Origin of the sequence: Candidatus Arthromitus sp. SFB-rat-Yit, from assembly GCF_000283555.1 — a bacterium.
Lineage (GTDB): Bacteria > Bacillota > Clostridia > Clostridiales > Clostridiaceae > Dwaynesavagella.
The window spans coordinates 389,877-412,222 of record NC_016012.1 but is presented as its reverse complement, the minus strand read 5'-3'; the positions used below and the strand labels follow the sequence as shown (position 1 = coordinate 412,222).

The window sequence follows — 22,346 nt, the reverse complement described above, 5'->3', positions numbered from 1 at the left end:
TTAACTTGCTTTTTTAAATTCAATAAATACTCTATCTAAAAATAAATTTAGAGTACTTATATTATTCATTAATTCTTTTGCACACTTTGTCATATTTTCAGAATAACTCCAGTCAAATAATATGATTTTACTCTTGCTTAATAATGCTACAATAATCATACTTTTTAATTTATCCATATAAGTCAAAAAATAAAAATCTAACTTAATCGTTTTAAAACCTAAAACACTACAGTAATTTTCAAAAATAGAATTATTATAAATGTCAACATCTAAATCAATATTTAATATATCATATATATTTTCCACTATATTTAAATAAGGCTTCATATTAAACCCACTTATTACATAGACAGAATCCTTATTAAAGTAATCTAAAATAAGTTTAAATAACCTATTTTTTACAGTACAATCATGAAATAAAATGCTATTATGAGATCCATCAGTAAAACAAATTTCTTTCAATAAATAATCTTCCAAAAAGTCATTTCCAAAAACTTCTATAACTTTTTTCATTAATATCCCTTTCATAAAGCATACTTGTAAACATTTTGTTATTTATAATTTAATTTATTTTAATTTATTTTACAAGTTTATATATGATATTTAATAATTTATTTAAATCCTACTGTTTCTAGAAAATATCTATCCAAATAATTCAATGCTTCAGCGTAGAATTTTTCATTTGTGATTTTATATTTAGATTTATATGTACTTAAAGTTCTATATGTAATCATCGGCTCAATTTTACCAATATAATCAGGCATTGCTATACTTCCAATCAAAAATGGCTTATACTTGTCGGCATATATAATGCTAAATCCTAATATCCCATCATAATTTCCAATATCTCCATTTTTATATTCATAACATATAAGTTTTCGTTTATCTCTTACACTCATGCACTCTATTCTATTTCTTAAATTTTGAATTCCTGTCATTATATAATTTCTTCTATGAAATATGTACTCACTTGAAAATGCTTGTGCATTGTTTTCAATTTTTTCTATCTCTCTTTCTAAGAATAATAATCGATCGTTAATTTGATCATAAAACTCTTCAAAATTCTTTTCAAAATTCTTACTTAATAAACCTTTTGCTCTATTTTCATAAACAATACTATCTAAAAAATACCTCGGAGAATTTTTATGTAAATCAAAAAATTCCTCATTAGAATTTAGTACCATTACATCACTTTTCTCTGCAGATATTTGATTAGTAGACACTTTATTAAAAGTTGAACAGGCTATGCTGTTTAAAAATATTGCTATTCCTAAAAAAACATTAGTGAATATCAACCATATCCCCTCCATCCATATATCAAGATTATTTTCTCCATTTAAAATTTAAAAATTCACACAAACATATAATAATATTTATTTAAAAACAAAAAGAAGGGGTGCATTAAAATGCACTCCCTTTAAATTAAAATCCTTTTATTATCTTTTCTTATAGTTATTTTTAACTCATCTAAGTGTTCAAGAAGTAATACAGAATATTTCCTGTTAGAATTTAAAAGTTCCTTAACTAAATTAAGATCAATAAATCCATTTCTCTTTATAAAATTAATTATCTCATCTTTTGCGAATATAAAATCTTCATTCAAAAGATACATCTGCAAATTAATTTTATATAAAATTCCTATCTCCTCTAAATAATGATGTATTTCCATAAAATCTCTACAATTGAATTTATTTTCCAAATCCTTAATTTTAGGTGGTATAAATTTATTACTCTTATATTCATCGATAATCCCATTAATTATTTTATTTTCATCATTCGATAATTCTATTTTAAAATTACTAAGAGAAATATACTTTAATGTCATATTTATATATCCCATATTTTCAAAATAATTGAGCATAAGTAGATAAATCTTAGATTTTATTCCCTTAAAATTTAACTTTTCTCTTAATTCTTCTTTTAAAAAACCAATTCTAAATTTATTTTCAGAATGATATTTAGTAAGTATCTCCTCAATTTTAGAATAAATCTTATTTAAATTATTTTTATGAATAAAATATTTACTATTACCATCAAAAAAACAAACCAGTACACCTTTATCAATTAATCTATCAAGTTTTGGCAAAATTTCATCTTCTATTAATAAATGATTTTTACAAATATAATTAAGATCAATTATATAATTCCTATCCTTCTCAATTAATAAGGACAAATAATCTTCGCTTACTTCTTTCTCTTTTAACTTAACTTCCTCTAAATATTTTTCATTATTACCATTAACCCTTTTTGATAATGCACTTATAACATAACCCCCACCGATAGTTACCATAGGAGAATACATCCTAATTACATATCTATCGTGTTTTAAACATAAAACTGGTTTCTCTAAACGAATCTGAACATAAGCCTCTGAATTTTTTACAATCTCATGTTTATCTAAAATATACATCCTTCCAATAACTTCACTAGTTCCATGAAGAAAACGTATCCTCTGACCATTTATTATATTTTTATCTAAATTCTTAACTGAATAAAATTTACAGTCTATAATATAACTTAAGTCAAATGTTGGATTTGTAGATACAACATATCCTCTCTTTATTTCCTTCTTAACACTAGATAAATTTATCGCACACCTTTGTCCAGAAAATGCCTCTTTTTTATTTTCCTCATAAACTTGAATATTTCGCACCTTACATTCAATTCCTAATGGATATATAAATAAACTATCATTTAAACATACTTTCCCAGATATTACAGTTCCTGTAATAACAGTACCAAATCCACTTACACTAAAGCACCTATCAATTGACATTCTAAATATTCCATGAGATCTTTTATAATCGTCATATCTCATCAATCTCTCTATCTCATTTATAAGCTCATCATACCCATGTCCACTCTTAGATGAAAATCCTATTATGGTAGAATTTTTTAAAAAAGTTCCCTTTAATTCATTTTCTATATCATTTTTTATAAAGTCATACCATTCATCATCAACTAAATCTCTCTTAGTTAGTACAACTATTCCTTTATTAACATTCAAAATATTTAAAATATCTATATGTTCCCTAGTTTGAGGTTTTACCCCTTCATCACAAGCAATAACCAAAAGAACTATATCAATCCCAACTGAACCTGCTATCATATTTTTAATGAATTTTTCATGACCTGGAACATCTATAACACCAACTCTACTACCACATGGTAGATCAAAAAAAGCAAATCCCAAATTTATAGATATCCCTCTTCTTTTCTCTTCTTCTAATGAATCAGTATCAATGTTAGTTAAATATTTTATAAGCGATGTCTTACCATGATCAATATGCCCAGCCGTTCCCAATATAATATTTTTCAATCCTTCAACACCTCAGTTTAACAAATGCATTATAAATTTCATCAAACTCAAATTCTTCTATAGTCCGAACATCAAGCTTAACAAACCCATCTTCAACTCTAACTATAATTGGAATAATATTATATCTAAGTCTTTTCTCAACTTCATACGCAGACATAAATTTATGCTTTACCATCAAAACATAAGTTTTTATCTTTTCTTTCGGCATAGACCCCCCACCTATAATAGAAAATCCTTCACCAACTTCTATATTAAATCCATCTATTCCATTAAGTTTATTAAATAGTTTCAAAGCATTTTTTTTTAAGAATTCAAATTTATATGTAATCATTCTAAGTGTCGGTATATTTTTAACTGCAAATTTTTCATCTAAATAACACCTAAAAGTAGATTCCAATGAAGCAAGAATAAATTTATCAACCCTCAAAGCTCTTAACAAATGATTCTTTTTCATCTTATCAATCAAATGTTTTCTCCCAACAATAATTCCTGCTTGAGGTCCACCAAGCATTTTGTCCCCACTAAAAGTAACAATATCCGCACCATCACATAAAGATTTTTGAACCAAACTCTCCTCAGACTTAATTCCATATTTAGACAAATCTATTATAGATCCACTTCCAATATCTTCAATTATTATTTTATTATACCTTTCCTTAAGAGTGCTCAACTCTTTAATACTTACCTTTTTCTCAAAACCCTCAATATAATAATTAGAAGTGTGAACCTTAAGAAATGCACTTGTATTATCATTTATTTCATTTTCATAATCAAACAAATGAGTTCTATTAGTGCAACCTACCTCTTTTAATATAGCTCCACTAAACTTCATAACATTAGGTATTCTAAAAGATCCTCCAATCTCAACGAGTTCACCTCTTGAAACAATAACCTCCGTATTCTTACATAAAGTATCTAATACAAGCATTATAGCAGCCGCATTATTATTCACAACAATAGCTGATTCACACCCAAGAACCTTGCATATTATTTCTTCAATATGAGAATATCTATTTCCCCTTGTTCCTTCTTCTAGATTATACTCTAAATTTGAATAATTTTCTGCAACCTCAATCATATGATTAATTCCATCTTTACATATTTTACTTCTTCCAAGATTTGTATGTATAATTACTCCAGTTGCATTAATAACTCTTCTAATACTATACCTAAATTCCTTATACAGCTCATATTCAAATGTCTGTGATATTGTTTTAATACTCACATCGAGTTGATTCCCAAATTTAATCATTTTTCTATATGTACTTAAAATATTTCTAAGTATATTTAATATAGCTTCCCTTGGATATAAGTCAAGTGCTTCCTTAACATTATCTAATCTTAATAATTCATCAATCTTAGGAATTTTCTTATATAAATCGTTCAATAACACATCATTCCTTTTATCTTACATATAAAAATTTATCTTTAAACTCTCTAACCTCACCAATAACTTTATAAAACACATGTTTCTCTTCTAAATTTTTCTTAAATTTATCTAAATCTTCCGCTTCGATTGAAAATAATAATCCCCCAGAAGTTTGAGGTTCAAACAGTATATTTTCAAGCCAATCTTCGCAGTCGCAAAAAACATCATTAACTAAATATTTCTTATTTGTATATGTACCCCCTGGAATAATCCCATCTTTAACATATTCAATAGAACTTTCAATAATTGGAATACTATTTTTATCTAAATATAACGAAACTTTAGATGCAGATGCCATTTCATATCCATGACCCAAAAGAGAAAATCCTGTTATATCAGTACAAGCATTTATTCTCAATCCAATAGAAGCCTCATACGCATATTTATTTAAAATAATCATTGATTCTACAGCATCATTGTAACCTTTCTGAGAGCAAACCTCTTTTTTTATCGCTTTAATAAGTGCTCCAACTCCAAGCTTTTTAGTTAAAACAAGTTTGTCCCCAGGTTTCGCACCATAGTTTTTATAAATACGATCTGGAAGTACCTTACCAATGATAGAAAGACCATATTTGGGCTCATTATCCTGAATCGAATGACCTCCAGTTACAATAGCACCTGCTTCTTTTACCTTATCTGCACCGCCCCTTAAAATCTCATATAAAATTTCGATAGGAAGAGATTTAGGAAAACCAACAATATTTAAACAAAGTACAGGAACACCACCCATAGCATAAACATCACTTAACGCATTAGCAGCAGCAATTTGCCCAAAAATATATGGATCATCAACTATTGGAGTAAAAAAATCCAAAGTCGATATAATTCCCAAATTATCATCAAACTTATATACAGCTGCATCATCACTACTTTCAAATCCAACTATTAAATTTTTATCATCAAAAACTGGTAATTTATTTAAAATATTCGAAAGAACCCCCGGTTCTATTTTAGCACCTCATCCAGAAGTTTGACTAAGTTGTGTGAGTTTATATTTTTCATACATCCTAAAAATCCCTCCTCTAAACATTAGTGAATTAAATTATAACATACTTTAAATATTATTTTAAACAGCTATTTTATCCTTAAATTTTTCAAAAGTCTTACTCCCAATACGAGGTATATTTTTTATATCTTCAACCGATTTAAATTCACCATTTTCTTCCCTATACTCTATAATCGAATCTGCCAAAACATCCCCAATTCCATTTAAACTCTTAAGTTCTTCTTTTGATGCAGTATTAATGTTAATAATGGATGATACTACATCTTTTTTATTTTCTACACCTATCGTTTCTGTATTCAATTTGTTATTTAACAAATCACCATTGTGCAAATTTGAAATATCATCTATAGATTGTACAACAATACACTCTCCATTTTTAATTTCACGTGCTTGATTAATGTTATCAAGGCTTCCTTTATCTGTTATACCACCTGCTATTGAAATCAAATCGTAAACAATACTTCCCTCTTCCATTTTATAAACATCTGGTTTTAAGACCTCGCCTTTCACTTCAACAAAAATACTCTTCTTAATATACTCATCATTTTCTACATATAAACTTGCCTCAATACTATCTCCATCTCCACTATCTCCATCTCCACCATCTTGTTTTTCATCTTCATGAATAAATTCATTTAAAGAAACAACTTCTTTATGTGCATTTTCAGATGATTTATTATAAATAATAAATACAGATAAAAATACAATACCTACTATCACCATAGATAAAATTTTAATTAAATTATCCTTTTTTAACATACCATACCCCAATAAAATAATTTTTAATATTAATTCCATTTTTTAATATTATTTAAACAAAAAATACTAAACTTTTTACAAAATATATAATTGTAATAATTTATAATTTAAATTTAATTTGCAAATAATAAAGAATGCTTTTAATTTTTATTCTGGAGGATTAAATGAAAACATTATGTAAGTTGATTTTTATATCACTATTATTAAATTTTGTATCATTACCAATAGAATCAAAATCTTTAATAGATACAAACATAATAATAAATAGTAAATCTGCAATACTTATGACACATCAAACATCTAATGTAATATACGAAAAAAATGCATACGATAAATTTTATCCCGCATCAACAACAAAAATTTTGACTGCAATAGTTGTATTAGAAACCCTCGACTTAAATGAAAGAGTTAGAGTTTCCAAAAAAGCTTCAAACATAAACGGTACTAAAGTTGGACTATATCAAGATGGTTTATACACAGTTGAGGATTTATTATATGGATTACTATTGAATTCAGGAAATGATTGTGCAATAGCTTTAGCTGAACATACATGCGGATCTGAAGAAAATTTCTCAAAGTTAATGAATAAAAAAGCTAAACTTATAGGGGCAAATCATTCAAATTTTGTAAATGCAAGCGGTTTACATAACGACAAACATTACACATGTGCATATGATTTAAGCAAAATTTTATCTTATGCTATTAAAAACAAAAAATTTATAGAAATATCTACTTCAAAATCACACGATATACTTGGAATAAATGGAGATTCCTTTAACATATACAACCAAAACCAGTTACTCTTAAAAAATGGAAAATATTATTATAAGCATGCACTCTTAGGTAAAACAGGTTTTACAACGCCAGCTCAATATACATTTGCAGCATCTGCAAGAAATAATAATGTTGATTTAATAGCTGTGGCATTAAAAGCCTCGAGTAAAGATGAATATCTTCAAGACATAATAAACCTATTTAATTATGGTTTTAGCAAAGTTAAAAAAGTAAGCATTTCATCAAAATAAAAGGTCAAAATAATCTAAATATTAAGATTATTTTGACCTTTTATATATTCACTCATATCACTTGGAATATAAGATCGAAACTCAACCATATTAAATGTATATGGATGAAGAAATTTAATTTTATATGCATGTAACAAATATCGAGGTACATATATACAACTGCCATACATAACATCTCCAACAATTGGATTCCCAAGATAACTCATATGTACACGTATTTGATGAGTCCTACCTGTTTCTATCTTAACCCTGACTAAATCACAATTATCAAATCTATCTACAACTTCATATATAGTTCTTGCAAATTTACCACAAGTATCATGTACAGATCTTTTTACTGAATCTTCAGAAGGTCTGAAAATATTTTTTTCAATAACTCCTCTAGTATTTTTAAGATTCCCTTCAACAATAGCAATATATTCTTTATGAAAAGTATTATCCTGCATACAATTAGATAAAAACATATGAGAATATTGATTTTTAGCTATAACCAAAAGACCTGTTGTATTCATATCTAACCTATTTACAGGTCTTACGATCGAGTCAATATTATTAACCTTAAAATAATACATTACACCATTGGATAAAGATATATCATGACTCTTACTTGGATATACAACTAAATCCTTAGGTTTATTTACAACCAAAATAAACCTATCTTCGTATACAATTTCAAAATCAACTTTGATTGGATAAATATTTTGAATTTCATTCTTCCTATATATATCTATTTTTATCTTGTCACCCTTTTTTAAATAATAATTGAGTTTAACACTTGAATTATTAACAAATATTCTTCTCTCAATCGCAGCTTGCTTAATAAACCTAGAACTCAGTTTCTTATCATATCTCAAATAATCTCTAATTTTCACGCCATCAATTTCATCCAAAATTTCATATTTTAAAAAATCCAATTTTATAATATCCCTTCACCAGTTCTCAAAATAAAATTCCTTGCCCTTATAGTATTTTCATGAATAAATCTTCCTCTTGTTAAAAGCTCACTAATTATAGAATCATAGGCAAGTAACATAGCCTTATCCAAATTTAAATCAATCAAAGCAGCATCTCTCGATTTATGAACTCTCTCAAAATCTCTCCCCATTTCAAAGAAATCTGAAAGAAATACAATTTTGTCAATATCAGACATATTCTCCACACCTGTAACATGATTCTTAATAGCATTTAATATTTCAACATCTCTTACATTAAATTTATCTCGTGCAATCACCATAGAAGCAAATCCATGAAAAATATGTATATTTTCAAGTTCATATTCATTAGGCTCATAACCTTCATTGAGTATAATTTCTAAAATTACATCCTCTTTCAAATTCTTTCCTGCATCATGAAAATAACAAGCAGCCTTTATCTTTTCTCTATCACAACAAAAAAATTTATCACATAAAATCATACCCATATCAACAACTCTTAGAGTATGTTCATATCTGAAATTATTAAGACTCTTCTTTAAGTATCTATCAATAGCTAAAAAATCCATACTTCACTCCAAATACAATTTTTTTGAAATAATATAGTCATAAACACTATTTGGCACAAGTTTAAAAATATCCTCACCCTTAGTGATTTTTTCTCTAACTTCAGTTGAAGATACATCAATTATATCTCCCAAAAAAATCTCTATATGCGCATCATAAGTATATTTATAATAATTTTTAATATCTAAAATACGCTCTAGATGGTTATTATCTCTCAAATAAACCACAATCACTGCACTTTTAAATATACTATCAATTTTCTTCCAATTTCCAAAATTAATTAAATTATCCGAACCAATTATAAAAAATAATTCGCTATTACCAAAACAATTTTTTAAATATTCCAGGCTTTCATACGTATAAGATACATAATCATTTTTCAACTCATAATACTCAATATCAAAATAATCGTAACATTTAATAGCTCTTTTTAACATTTCAAGCCTAACATCATCACTTAAAATATCTTTACAATCTTTATGAGGTGGTATTTTATTTAAAAGAAATAAAACTTTATCTAACCTGAATTTATTATATATTTTATTAGCTATATTGATGTGTCCATTATGTACTGGATTAAATGTACCACCTAAAACCCCTATCTTCAATTCAAACACCCCGATTAAAATATTTATCCTATAAATTCAAATTCAAAATTATTTAATCTAACCATATCGCCTTCCTGTACTCCCATAGACTTAAGTTCGTCAATTACCCCCTTATTAGTAAGAACCTTGTGAAAATATCTAAGTGAACTGAAATTATAAATATTCACAGTACTAAGCAACCTATCAACAAAACTTCCAGTAACCAAATAATAATTATCACCGAATTCATTAACTTCTTTTGAAATAGTATAACTAAACCTTTTAGGTTCAAAAATATACATTTCATCATCTTCAAAATTCAAAATAACCTTTGGTGTTTCATCAACCAATTTCTTTATTTTCCTAACTAAATCTACTAGTCCCTCTCCAGTTAGTGCAGAAATTTCAAACACATCATTAAATCCAAGAGATTCAAGAAATTTCTTAATTTTCTGAATTTTTTCTCTCCCTTCATACAACATATCACTTTTATTTAAAACAACAATTTGAGGTCTATTAATTAAATCATTGCTATACTCCTCAAGTTCACTATTAATAAGCTTAAAATCTTCTATAGGATCCCTTCTCTCAATTCCTGAAACATCTAATATATGTACAAGTACCCTAGTTCTCTCAATATGTCTTAAAAATTCTAATCCAATACCAATACCCTTTGCTGCCCCTTCAATTATTCCTGGAATATCTGCAACAACAAATCCATTTATGCCTTTATAGTCAACAACTCCCAAATTTGGATGTAATGTTGTAAAATGATAATTAGCAATTTTAGGTCTAGCATTAGTTATCTTTGAAATTAAAGTTGATTTTCCAACATTAGGAAATCCAATCAATCCAACATCAGCGATAAGCTTAAGCTCCAAAATCAAATTCATTTCATCATGAGGCATTCCAGGCTCAGCAAAATCTGGAGCTTGTCTGGTTGGAGTACAAAATTTACAATTCCCTTTCCCACCTTTACCACCTTTTAATAATACAAACCTCCTATTCTCACCAGATAAATCTGTTATAACCTTACCACTTTCAGAATGTATTAAAATTGTTCCTTCTGGGACTTTTATAACAACATCTTTACCATCTTTGCCATAACATTTAGAAGTTCCTCCATTTTCCCCATTTTCTGCTAAAAATTTTCTATTATATTTAAAATTAATTAAAGTATTTATGTTATGATCAATTTCAAATACAACATCTCCACCTTTACCTCCATCACCACCATCAGGACCACCTAGTGGAACATATTTTTCCCTTCTAAAAGAAACACAGCCATCCCCCCCTTTTCCTGACTTAACATAAATCTTAGCTATATCTATAAACATACCTTTAACTTCCTTTAAATAATTCTAATTAAAAAATTAGGATGATTAACATCAATTAATCATCCCTTAAACAAACAATTTAAATCTATATAGTAACTTCAATTGGATAAACACTAGCTCTTTTTCTATCTTTACCAAATGTCTCAAATCTCACAACACCATCAACTTTTGCAAAAAGAGTATGATCTTTACCTAATCCTACATTAAAACCTGGATGTATTTTAGTACCTCTTTGCCTCATCAATATATTACCAGCTAAAACAAACTGACCATCTGATCTTTTAACTCCTAATCTCTTTGAATGACTCTCTCTACCATTCTTAGAACTACCTACACCTTTTTTAGATGCAAACAATTGAATATCAAATTTCATCCTTTTTATCCTCCTTCATTTCTATTTTTACATAATCCTTATACTCATCAACTAATTCTTTTAGTGTATATTTAAAAGTTTGTAACAGTATCTGTGCCTTTTCCATATCTTCTTCATTATAATTAGATACATCAACATGAATTAATGGTTTTTTATTATCAATACGTAAATAAAACTTATTGCAAATAACCTTATCTAATCCAACTATAACACTCTGCGTAACAGAAGAAACTGCAGCACAAACAATATCCCTTCCTGATACATCATATCCCGAATGACCATAAACCTTAAATCCAAAAAGTTTATCTTCATTATATATCAATTCTACATTTATCACTAATTAACACTCAATTTTATCAATTATAATCTTTGTGTATGGTTGCCTATGACCATTTTTTCTCCTATAGTCCTTCTTAGCCTTATATTTAAAAACAATTATTTTTTTACCCTTTACATGTGCAACAACAGTAAACTTAACTTTAACCCCTTCTACAAATGGGCTGCCAATTTTAGTGCTATTATCATCAAACACAGCCAATACCCTATTAAACTCACTAGATGAATTTGCATCCAAATCTAATTTTTCAATATATACAGTATCTCCTTCTTTAACTCTATACTGTTTTCCACCCGTTTCTATAATAGCGTGCATCACTAAAAATCCTCCTCAATAAACTAAGACTCGCCTCATTAGGTAGTACATTTTAAAAAACCTAAATAAGTGCGGATATATACTTAATTATAGCATATTCCCTTATATTATGCAACCTAATTAAATACCTAATTCACAAAATAAAAAATTTAAAAAGTGGTCTTAAATATCCATTCAATACCACTTTACCAAAATAATATCAAAATTATCTTAAAACAGTAAATTCAAGTTAAATATTTATAGAATTCCAAAATGCTTATATTACCATATATTTTATAATATTCAATAACATCTTTTACATATAATACTATAATTTCAGATTCCATATTAACAACATAAAATATAGTTATATCATACTTAATATATAATTTAATAATATCAATCAATGTTGTTCTATCCAATAACTCAAATGATATTACAGTAACTTTACACTTAAATTTATTATTAACCTTAAATTTATTATTAACCTTAAATTTATTAAATTTATTAAATTTATTAAATTCAGTAGATGTACTTAAAAATATAATTATACATAAAATCAAATAATTAATATTAAATCCTATTAAGTAATTAAAAATAAATACATAAATTAATAAACCAAAACCTATTAAATAACTAATATAAATACTTATAATATTTGATACTTTATAATTAGTAACTTTAAACAAAATAATCCTTAGTATATTTGATCCATCTAACGGAAATGCAGGTAAAAAATTAATAAATCCAATAATTAAATTTACTATAATAAACTTTTCGAATATAGTCACACTAAATAATATTTGTACTAATATCAGCAATATTCCTAAACATATATTCGATAAACTTCCTATACAATAAGTCATTATCAATTTATTATCCGATATCCCATCATTATCTAGTTTTATATTAAAACCTAATATATTATAATCTAGCTTAATATTACATGTTCTATTTGATTTCAAAAACACTAAATGTGCAATTTCATGTATAAATATAGCCATTAACGAAAATAATACATATTCATAACTTTCTATTATAAATAAATTATGCAATAGAATAAGTAAAAATTTTTTTAGCATTTTGAAATAGTTCATAAAGATACCTAAAATATATTAATTATTTTATATAAATATATTTTAAATATATAATATAATTACTAATCTACAAAAACTATACTCTGTTTCCTCATATTAATATTTAAAACTATAGCAATTCCTATCATATTACTTAATATAGAACTACCTCCATAACTTACAAAAGGTAAATTAATTCCAGTTACTGGTATCAATCCTATAGTCATACCTATATTTTGAAATACAGAGTACAAAATATAAAAAACCATACCTATACAGAATAATTCACCAAACTTATCTTTAGCTGAACGAGCTATTTTCAATATTCTAATTATTATAATCACATATACAATTAACAATAAAATCGAACCCAAAAACCCCCAATATTCACCTATAATAGAAAATATGAAATCATTCTGAGGCTCAGGTACAAACTGTGAAACATAGCTACTATTACCGTTTCTACCAATAATTCCACCTATACCTATTCCTATTTTTGATTGAGAAACTTGTAATCCATTTCCCATAGAATCTAATGAAGGATTTAAGAAAGATACAATCCTACTCTTCCAATATTCAGGTAATAAGTTAGTATCCCAGACCAATAAAATAGAAAATATACTCAAAAGTAAACCTGCAAAAAATATTTTTATATTTACACCGGATATAAATAGCACTCCTATACTCATTATAAAACAAACTATAGTCATACCCATATCAGGCTGTATAATAATAGAAATCAATGGTAATAAAATATAATATGCCAATTTATACATATATTTTTTATCATTTATTTTATCGCTACTCTCATCTATAGTTTTTGAGATCATCAATATTAAAGAAATCTTCATAAACTCTGCAGGTTGTAATGTGAAATTACCTATTTGTATCCATGCATTAGCTCCATTAATCTTATCACTAAATAATTTAGTAAATATCAATAAACCTATATTAAAAAAATAAATAATAGGAATAATTTTTTTAATATAAGAATAATCTATAAATAATATTATATATAAAGTAATGCACGATATAACAACAAATAATAATTGCTTTCTTGCCGAACTAAAATTAGTAGCATAAAATATATTTATTACTCCATATAAACATAAAATTATAACGCTAATTAAAAGAATAAAGTCAATTTTCCTAGTTTGCCGAAACTTAAATAAAATATGTTTCAATAAAATCCACCTTTACTTACTATTTCTATATAAAGGAATTTTTGCTACTAACGAAGAGTGATTTTGTTTATTATCATTATACGAATTATTAATCAAATCAAACGTAGCCTTATTTGTATCAATATTAATATATTTCGAAATTATTGTTAATATCTCACTCCTAATTATATCTAAAATATATGGTGTTATTCCCTCTCTGTCATTTATTATTATAACTTTCAATCTATCTCGAGCGATGTCTTTTGGTAAAGGTCTATTATGCAGTAATCTAATCAATTATGTCGCCCCCACTCATATTATTTCTTAAATATATTAATCAATGATTTTAGTATATTATTACTCTCTACTAAATTCATAAATGGAACTTCTTCTCCCATTAGTCTTTTCGCAATATTTATATAAGCATTGCCAGCTCTAGATTTATTCGACAACACCACAGGCTCACCTTTATTAGTAGATATAGTTATATTTTTATCATCAGGTACAACTCCTAATAACTTTATAGATAAAGTTTCCATTATATCATCTACATCTAACATATCACCTTTTTTAGTCATAGAATAATTTAACTTATTAATTATTAATTGATGTCTATCTAACCCTTTTGCATCTAATTTACCTATAACTCTATCAGCATCTCTAACAGATGTTATTTCAGGATTAACTACAACTATAGCTCTATCAGCACCTATAACTGCATTTTCAAATCCTTGTTCAATACCTGCTGGACAATCTATTAAAACATAGTCAAAATCTTGCTTTAACTCATTAACTAACTTTTGCATTTGTTTAGTCGTTATATCATTTTTATCTCTAGTCTGAGCTGTAGGTAATAAATACAAACTATTAAATCTCTTATCTTTTATTATTGCCTGTTTAAGCTTACACTTACCTTCAATAACATCCAGTAATGTATATACAATCCTATTTTCCAATCCCATTAATACATCTAAATTCCGTAACCCTGTATCACCATCAACAACCACTACACTTTTATCAAAAGAAGCAAGTGCAGTTCCAATATTTGCAGTTGTTGTAGTTTTACCAACACCACCTTTCCCTGACGTTATAACTATTGATTCGCTCATAATGTACCTCCCACTAACTATATCGTTATAATATTAAATATTTAATTAATATATTATAAATTAAATATGGAATTTTTTGCTAATATACATATTTATTTATACTATATGGCTCTACCTCAATACAACCATTTTTTAATTTAGCTACTTCTGGATATCTTGGATTATCTCCATCCGGAGATGTGGAAACAATATCACTTATCTGTAAAATTTCTGGAGATAATTTAAATGCTGCAATTATTGTTTTATCATTTCCATTAAATCCTGAATGTACTCTACCCTTAAGTTCACCTAAAATTATTATATTACCTGTAGATATAACTTCAGCGCCACTATTTACATCCCCTATCACAACTATATTCCCATTAAAAAATATTTTTTGACCGCTTCTAATTGTTTTATATATAAATTTCGTCTTTCCTTCATCAATCCCACTAAAATATGTACTATTTTCTATATAGTAACTGTTTTTGTCTTCTAATGTAAATTCTTTTACGTTTAAATCCTTCTCAAAAAATTCCCTTATATCTTTAAGAATATCATTGTCAATTTTATTAAAATCTATAATAAGCTTTATAGAAGATTCTCGAAAAAATCTTAAATTTCCTTTCATCTTATCTATTAACTCAACAGCTAATTTATCATATGTATATCTTTCATCATCAAATATTATCTCTAATCCTTCTTTAATACCCCTAATTTTAACTCCATTGCTATCCATAAAACTTCCCTCCAAAAATTAATCCATTAAAGTATATGCGTAAGGAAACATCGGAACATATTTTGGATAATTTTTTTGTAATTCATCCTTAAAATACGCTTCAAATATTGCTCTAGCTACATAAGAACTGAAATACCCATGACCACCATCATATATTACTACACATACAGCTATTTCTGGATTATCTATAGGTGCAAATCCAACAAATACTCCATATGCTGCTCTACCAACTTTTTCTTGCATACCATTCTCTTTAAACGTTGCAGTACCCGTTTTACCACCTGTTTCAATAGGAAAATAATGATTATTAGTAAAAACACTCGCAGTGCTACCACTTCTAGTAACTCTCCTCATACCCTCTATTACAGCATCCACATTTTCAGGTTTTAAAATAACTTTGTCTAATATTTCCGGTTTATACTCTTTAACCATATTATTATTAATATCCACTATCTTATCTACCAAATTTAATTTATATCTTATGCCTCCATTAACGATAGTTGCGATGTAATTAGCAAGCTGTATAGGTGTAAACAAGCTCATTCCCTGACCTATAGAAGCATTTATTACATTCCCTGGTGTATAAATTTCAGTTCTTAACGAATACATCGTATATTCTGTTATTGCATTAGTCATATTTTTAACATCTTCATCTATATACTCAGTATTAAACTCTTCATTATAATAATTAACTATATCTAAAAATAACGTATTTAAATTTGAATTTAAATACTCTATTCTCTCATTTAATATCTCTTTATCTACATCTATTGGCAAATCTTCATTTAATATGTTCTTTACAAGGTCTTTAATTTCCTTCTTTAATTTTGATAATTTTTCACTATCAGTGGTTTTTTTAGATATATCTATAGGTTTAAATGTATATCTTCCAAATTCTCCTTTATTCAAAATATCTATTATATTGTATGTTGATAACGCAACTATATTTGATTTCATGCTTTGTAAATTAAATATTTGACCCGTAGTCTCTATTAATTCTATACCTGTTGTAGAAACATAATTTGTTGTGTTGGGAGGTCTACCTAATCCAAATTGCCATGCCCAATTAGCTAATATATCCAATCCTTCTTTATTTGAAAGTCCTTCTTGATTATACATTCTATACGCAACTTGATAAAAATAATGGTTGTTTGATGATCTTAATGCATCTCTAACATCAATATCTCCAAGTGTATAATTAACAAGATTTGTCCATTTGTTATTATAAGCCTCAAATACTAAATTATCTTTTATAGTTTCATTAGGAGTAACAACCCCCTCTTCAAGTGCAGCTATTGCCGTTAAAGGTTTGAATGTAGATCCTGGTGGTATTAAACCTTGTGTAGCATAATTAAAAAACACTTTAGGATATATATCATTTGGATCTTCCCTTAAACTATTTGGATCGTTTTTGTCTAATAATGGAAATAATTCATCTACATTTACATCTAATTTCCTATCCTCTATGTATTTTTCTCCAAAATTTTTAAGGTCTGTTGCAAAATACTTCTCTCTTATCTCAGATGTCATATTTTCATCATTAATAAATACGTTAGGATCATAATTGGGTAATGAAACTAATGATAGTACATCTCCATTATTAACATCAATAACAACAGCAGCACCACGTGTTGCATTACTAGTATCAAGTCCTGTTCCATGTTTATTACCTGTGTTTTGCAAACCAAGCATTACATCATTTAAAGCTCTTTCAGTTACTTTTTGTAATTTTTTATCTATAGTTAAATAAATATTATCTCCAGCTATTGGATCAATTTGCATAATATCTTCTTTTTTAGTTCCATTATTATCAACCTTTATAATATTACTTCCATGTTTCCCCCTCAAACTAGACTCAAATATAGATTCTATACCAGCTTTACCAATTGTATCATAAGAAGTATTATAACCTTCTTTTTGATACTTTTCTTTTTGAGAGTCATCTATAGAACCTATATACCCTATAATGCTAGATGCAAATTCTCCTTCCGGGTAATACCTTATAGATCTAGGTGAAACTGTAATTCCACTTAACATAACTTCCTTTTGCATTATTTCAAAAGCCGTTTCTTTATTTAAATCAATTGCTAATATTATAGGATTAAATCCCGAAAAACTATTCATCTTAATGCTGTCTTTTATGAAAACATAATCCCTTATACGCTTAGCAGTAAACTTTTTAATTAATTCATCATATATTTCTTTTCCAGATCTAGACTTCATTTCATTTTGATTATCTAATAATTTATATAAGTCATATTCTTTAACAAGATCATAAAACATATCTTCTGCTTTTATATTTATAATATTATCTTCTAACTCTCTTTTTTGATTATCCGTTAAATCTCTAATAGATCCAAAATAGTTTCTTTTTAACTTTTCATAATATCCTCTATCATTTTTAAATCTAAGCTCCTTTATTCGTACTTCTGAATCGGACATACCCGAAAATTCAAATCTAAAAGGATCAACTTTTATTTCAAAAGTATTATATAAATCTTCACCATTTTTATCCAATATATCTAATACTTCCGTAATCACATCAAAAAAACTATCGTTATTATTTATACTCGAATATTCTAATATATAACTTTCAACATTAGTAGCAAGAATTTCACCATTTTTATCTAATATTTCACCCCTGGATGCTCTTATCGATACTTGTCTTTGGGAATAATAGGTAGCTAATTTTAAATTTTCTTCAAATCCTAAAATCTGAAGGTTAAATAATCTAATTATTATAATAAAAAAAAGTACAAACATAGATATAATAATTACCAAATATCTATAATCTGTACTACTTCTATGTTTTATATTTATCTTAATCCCTCCATTAATTAAAATTCTAATGACTTCCTAAATAGTTTCCCTTTAAACATTTTGTTTAATAATAAATATATGAAGGCTGAAAAAATAAATATATGAATTAACTCATAAATCAAATATAACCAATTAATACCTATACCTAAAAATATACTTAAAAATATACTTGTAATCAAGCTTCTAAGTGCAGAAAATATAGATATAATTGATACAGATAAAAAATATTTATTTTTATTGCATTTCATAGCCACATAATAAAATAATATACCTAAACTAATATTTAAAAATATATTAAAACCAAATCCATTAGTAAAAAAAATATCTTGAAAAAATCCTATAATAAGAGAAAAATACACAACTTCATGTTTTTCAATATTCATACAGCACATAAGAAAATATATGTTAGCCAAACTCGTATATACGCCATTTGTAGCAATAATAGGGATTAATGATATATCTAATATGAAAAAAAATACAGATAAAACAAATAATACCACAAATCTCATTTTATCAATATTCTACCTTATATTTATTCTTTGGAGTTACAATAAACAGGTTATTTACAAAATCAAAATCTACATGCGATTTGATTAATATACTTTTACTCAAATTTCTCTTGTCATCTTCTATAGATATAACTTCCCCAATAACTACTCCATATGGGTATACTCCCCCTAAACCAGAAGTAATTATAATATCCCCTTCAACTACATCTTCATCTATAGGTAAATACTCCATTTTAAAAACATAATTTCCTACAGAGTTTTTGTATTTTTTCACTATCCCATTGCTCCCATTGGTTCTCTTAACTATACCTCCTATTGATATACTTCCGTTATTAATAGGAGATACAATGCTCCAATTACTAGATACGGATGTAATCATTCCAAATAGACCTCCATTAGCAACAACTATCATACCTTTCTCAAGTCCATCATCCATACCAACATCCACTATGTAATTATTAGAATGTACATCATTTCTTCCTATAATATTAGCTCCTATAAATGTGTAATCTTCTAATCTATCTTTTAAATTTAGTACATCTCTTAATTTATCATTTTCTTCCTTTAATCCAGAATAATCAATAATTTTAGATTTTAATTCCCCATTTTCTTCAACTAATTCCTTAACTTTATTTGTTAACTCTGAATAATGAATCATACCATAATATGTATCAGATATATATTTAGATACGCTATATATAACCTTCTGTACAGGATTCATTATATCTCCTGTTACACCTTCAATATATGATTTACTACTTCTCTGAGAAGAAAACAATATAAGAACTATCATAATTATTACTAATAATGATATTATAAGATTTATTTTATTTTTTATAAACTTCATTTCATTCTTAATGTCCTCTTTGATTTTTAGCTATTCTATCAAAATTTTCTAATGCTTTTCCTGCTCCTAATGCTACGCAGTCTAAGGGCTGCTCAGCAATATGTACTGGCATATGAGTTTCATGATTTATTAAAGCATCTAAATTCCTTAATAAAGCTCCACCTCCAGCTAACATTATACCTTTTTCCATAATATCCGCAGCCAACTCAGGAGGTGTCTTTTCAAGAGTAGTTTTTATAGAATCAATTATTGCAGATACTGGCTCTTTTAAAGCATCTCTTATTTGATCTTCTGTAACTTTTATGGTTTTAGGTAGTCCTGTAATAAGATCTCTTCCTTTTATATCTATTACTCTTTCTACCTCATCTAATTGAAATGCAGATCCTATTTCCATCTTTACTTGTTCGGCAGTTCTTTCACCAATCATTAAATTAAATTCTCTTTTTATATAGCTAGTTATGGATTGATCTAATTCATTTCCAGCAATCCTTAACGATTTACTTGTAACAATACCACCTAATGATATAACAGCTACTTCAGTAGTTCCACCACCAACGTCTACTATCATACTACCTGTAGCATCATCGACTGGTAATCCTGCACCTATTGCAGCAGCCATAGGTTCTTCCATTAAAACAACCTCTCTGGCACCTGCTTGTTTTGTTGCCTCCTCAATAGCCCTTTTTTCAACTCCTGTAACACCTGATGGGAAGCACACAATTATTCTTGGGCTAGCTAATATACTTTTTGAAGTTACTTTTTCAATAAACTTTTTAAGCATAGTTTGGGTAACTTCAAAGTCAGCTATAACGCCATCTTTTAAAGGTCTTATAGCTATGATATTCCCTGGGGTTCTTCCGATCATCTGCTTAGCTTCTCTCCCTACAGCTAAAGCTCTTTTTGTAACATCATTTATAGCAACTACTGATGGTTCTCTCAGCACTATACCTTTCCCTTTAACATACACAAGAGTGTTAGCAGTACCCAGATCTATTCCCATATCTTTACTTATGCCAAACAATCCCATAAATTATCTCCTTTCAAATAAAACAATCATTCTTAATAAAACTTAATTCAATAAAATACAACTATATTTTTATTTCTACATAGAACACTATCACATTATTTCTTTAAATATTGTTACATTTTTATTTATTATTATTCAATTCATATACAATTTTTGTATTTTTTTGTATAACTAGATAAAATTGGCAGAACATCACTTTATGTTAACGTAGTATAAAGCACAAAATTTAATTATTATTTTATCATTTAGAAATAATTTTAACAAGCATAAATAAACATTAATGGATATATTTTTGCAAAATTATACACTTTTTTACACTATGACTTATAATTAGCAAAACTTAAATATATGAGATTAAATATACTTTCTAATTCTTCTCTTTCTGCACTATCTTCTAAATCAAGTATTGATTCTTTCAACTCATTAAACAGTTCATAAGATCCCCTTTTACCATAGTCTACATCCAAAGTGCTAGTAACCTCTTTAAGTTTCGTTATATCTACCTTATCCTTTAAAATATTTTTGCCCTCTTCTAAAATAAAATCGGAAAATGCTTCTAAGATTTTTAAAATTTCTTCATTATACTCAACGTTAACAGGTATTTTATAAACTTGTTTTACAAATTGAATATTATTACTCTTTAAAAAATCTACCATATCTAAAAAATTATCCTTATAAGATATACCCAAAATTACTCTTTCATACTTTCCATCATTTACAATACTCGATAGTGTTTTATTATCAATTTTTTTCTTGAATTCTTCCGCATTATCCAAATCATTAAATACCCCCCCTTGAAATAACACTATGTTATTACTCAATAAAGTCTTAGAGTAATTTTCCATCTTCTCCTCTCCTATTTTTTCACTATCTTTAACTATAGTTTTATTATCTTCGTTATTAAAATTAATTTCTAACTTTTCATATGTACTACTTTTATATATTAAACTAGCTATATTAGCAGAAATAAATAACGATAATGACAAAACTAGAACAAAAGATATAACAAATTTAACCAACTCACCATTCCTGGCATTTTTTCTATTAATAGTTCTTCTATATCTCATTTTATCCCTCCATATAAATTTTATATAAAATATATATGTGGTTTT

At 26.9% G+C, this 22,346-nt stretch carries 24 protein-coding genes and 1 other annotated feature; of the genes, 1 reads left to right on the top strand and 23 read right to left on the bottom strand.

Annotated elements, in window-relative coordinates:
• From RATSFB_RS01955 to RATSFB_RS01930, 6 genes are all read right to left on the bottom strand, one after another.
• Window positions 1–513: a hypothetical protein gene (locus RATSFB_RS01955; protein WP_014094374.1), complete on the bottom strand. Its 513-nt coding sequence runs from the start codon at window positions 511–513 to the stop codon at window positions 1–3.
• Between the two features lie 98 nt (window positions 514–611).
• On the bottom strand, window positions 612–1,295 hold the full coding sequence (locus RATSFB_RS01950; protein ID WP_044035496.1) for a hypothetical protein: 684 nt from the start codon (window positions 1,293–1,295) through the stop codon (window positions 612–614).
• Window positions 1,296–1,417: 122 nt separating this feature from the next.
• Window positions 1,418–3,319 (bottom strand): selenocysteine-specific translation elongation factor, encoded by a 1,902-nt coding sequence (gene selB / locus RATSFB_RS01945; protein ID WP_014094372.1) that lies wholly within the window; start codon window positions 3,317–3,319, stop codon window positions 1,418–1,420.
• A gap of 4 nt (window positions 3,320–3,323) precedes the next feature.
• Window positions 3,324–4,712 (bottom strand): L-seryl-tRNA(Sec) selenium transferase, encoded by a 1,389-nt coding sequence (selA, locus tag RATSFB_RS01940; protein WP_014094371.1) that lies wholly within the window; start codon window positions 4,710–4,712, stop codon window positions 3,324–3,326.
• A 10-nt stretch (window positions 4,713–4,722) separates the two neighbouring features.
• The gene (selD, locus tag RATSFB_RS01935) at window positions 4,723–5,754 is read right to left on the bottom strand and encodes a selenide, water dikinase SelD (RefSeq protein ID WP_083832987.1); all 1,032 of its coding nucleotides are present in this window, start codon (window positions 5,752–5,754) and stop codon (window positions 4,723–4,725) included.
• A gap of 60 nt (window positions 5,755–5,814) precedes the next feature.
• Window positions 5,815–6,513 carry a ComEA family DNA-binding protein gene (locus RATSFB_RS01930; RefSeq protein WP_014094369.1) on the bottom strand — a complete coding sequence of 233 codons (699 nt, stop codon included), beginning with the start codon at window positions 6,511–6,513 and terminating at the stop codon, window positions 5,815–5,817.
• 164 nt (window positions 6,514–6,677) lie between these two features.
• Between RATSFB_RS01930 and RATSFB_RS01925 the strand changes: the two genes are divergently transcribed.
• Complete coding sequence (locus RATSFB_RS01925; RefSeq protein WP_014094368.1) at window positions 6,678–7,538, top strand: D-alanyl-D-alanine carboxypeptidase family protein; 861 nt, start codon at window positions 6,678–6,680, stop codon at window positions 7,536–7,538.
• Between the two features lie 14 nt (window positions 7,539–7,552).
• On the opposite strand, the gene RATSFB_RS01920 is transcribed toward RATSFB_RS01925, so the two are convergent.
• The 17 genes from RATSFB_RS01920 to RATSFB_RS01840 form a co-directional block, all read right to left on the bottom strand.
• The gene (locus RATSFB_RS01920) at window positions 7,553–8,452 is read right to left on the bottom strand and encodes an RluA family pseudouridine synthase (RefSeq protein WP_014094367.1); all 900 of its coding nucleotides are present in this window, start codon (window positions 8,450–8,452) and stop codon (window positions 7,553–7,555) included.
• A gap of 2 nt (window positions 8,453–8,454) precedes the next feature.
• Window positions 8,455–9,039 (bottom strand): bis(5'-nucleosyl)-tetraphosphatase (symmetrical) YqeK, encoded by a 585-nt coding sequence (gene yqeK, locus RATSFB_RS01915; protein WP_014094366.1) that lies wholly within the window; start codon window positions 9,037–9,039, stop codon window positions 8,455–8,457.
• Between the two features lie 3 nt (window positions 9,040–9,042).
• Entirely contained in the window at window positions 9,043–9,654 is a 612-nt protein-coding gene (nadD, locus tag RATSFB_RS01910) for a nicotinate-nucleotide adenylyltransferase (RefSeq protein WP_014094365.1), read from the bottom strand.
• Window positions 9,655–9,668: 14 nt separating this feature from the next.
• Window positions 9,669–10,961, bottom strand: coding sequence for a GTPase ObgE (gene obgE / locus RATSFB_RS01905; protein WP_014094364.1), 1,293 nt, complete (start codon window positions 10,959–10,961; stop codon window positions 9,669–9,671).
• A gap of 85 nt (window positions 10,962–11,046) precedes the next feature.
• Window positions 11,047–11,334, bottom strand: coding sequence for a 50S ribosomal protein L27 (gene rpmA, locus RATSFB_RS01900; RefSeq protein ID WP_014094363.1), 288 nt, complete (start codon window positions 11,332–11,334; stop codon window positions 11,047–11,049).
• On the bottom strand, window positions 11,324–11,671 hold the full coding sequence (locus tag RATSFB_RS01895; protein ID WP_014094362.1) for a ribosomal-processing cysteine protease Prp: 348 nt from the start codon (window positions 11,669–11,671) through the stop codon (window positions 11,324–11,326). The genes rpmA and RATSFB_RS01895 overlap by 11 nt, the downstream gene beginning before the upstream one ends.
• Window positions 11,672–11,674: 3 nt before the next feature.
• A complete protein-coding gene (gene rplU / locus RATSFB_RS01890) occupies window positions 11,675–11,986 on the bottom strand; it encodes a 50S ribosomal protein L21 (RefSeq protein ID WP_014094361.1) in 312 nt (103 codons plus the stop codon).
• Window positions 11,987–12,002: 16 nt separating this feature from the next.
• Window positions 12,003–12,073, bottom strand: a sequence feature (ribosomal protein L21 leader region).
• A gap of 137 nt (window positions 12,074–12,210) precedes the next feature.
• Entirely contained in the window at window positions 12,211–13,047 is an 837-nt protein-coding gene (locus RATSFB_RS01885; protein WP_242821411.1) for a site-2 protease family protein, read from the bottom strand.
• Window positions 13,048–13,124: 77 nt separating this feature from the next.
• Window positions 13,125–14,225 (bottom strand): rod shape-determining protein RodA, encoded by a 1,101-nt coding sequence (gene rodA, locus RATSFB_RS01880; RefSeq protein WP_014094359.1) that lies wholly within the window; start codon window positions 14,223–14,225, stop codon window positions 13,125–13,127.
• A 12-nt stretch (window positions 14,226–14,237) separates the two neighbouring features.
• Window positions 14,238–14,501, bottom strand: a complete 264-nt coding sequence (gene minE / locus RATSFB_RS01875) for a cell division topological specificity factor MinE (RefSeq protein ID WP_014094358.1) — start codon at window positions 14,499–14,501, stop codon at window positions 14,238–14,240.
• A 20-nt stretch (window positions 14,502–14,521) separates the two neighbouring features.
• Window positions 14,522–15,313: a septum site-determining protein MinD gene (gene minD, locus RATSFB_RS01870; RefSeq protein WP_014094357.1), complete on the bottom strand. Its 792-nt coding sequence runs from the start codon at window positions 15,311–15,313 to the stop codon at window positions 14,522–14,524.
• 79 nt (window positions 15,314–15,392) lie between these two features.
• Window positions 15,393–16,031, bottom strand: coding sequence for a septum site-determining protein MinC (gene minC / locus RATSFB_RS01865; RefSeq protein WP_014094356.1), 639 nt, complete (start codon window positions 16,029–16,031; stop codon window positions 15,393–15,395).
• 18 nt (window positions 16,032–16,049) lie between these two features.
• Window positions 16,050–18,794 carry a penicillin-binding transpeptidase domain-containing protein gene (locus tag RATSFB_RS01860; protein WP_014094355.1) on the bottom strand — a complete coding sequence of 915 codons (2,745 nt, stop codon included), beginning with the start codon at window positions 18,792–18,794 and terminating at the stop codon, window positions 16,050–16,052.
• A gap of 74 nt (window positions 18,795–18,868) precedes the next feature.
• Entirely contained in the window at window positions 18,869–19,360 is a 492-nt protein-coding gene (locus RATSFB_RS01855) for a hypothetical protein (protein ID WP_014094354.1), read from the bottom strand.
• A 4-nt stretch (window positions 19,361–19,364) separates the two neighbouring features.
• A complete protein-coding gene (gene mreC / locus RATSFB_RS01850; RefSeq protein WP_014094353.1) occupies window positions 19,365–20,207 on the bottom strand; it encodes a rod shape-determining protein MreC in 843 nt (280 codons plus the stop codon).
• Window positions 20,208–20,214: 7 nt separating this feature from the next.
• Window positions 20,215–21,234 carry a rod shape-determining protein gene (locus RATSFB_RS01845; RefSeq protein WP_014094352.1) on the bottom strand — a complete coding sequence of 340 codons (1,020 nt, stop codon included), beginning with the start codon at window positions 21,232–21,234 and terminating at the stop codon, window positions 20,215–20,217.
• A 317-nt stretch (window positions 21,235–21,551) separates the two neighbouring features.
• A complete protein-coding gene (locus RATSFB_RS01840; protein ID WP_044035494.1) occupies window positions 21,552–22,301 on the bottom strand; it encodes a hypothetical protein in 750 nt (249 codons plus the stop codon).
• Between the last annotated feature and the right edge of the window lie 45 nt (window positions 22,302–22,346).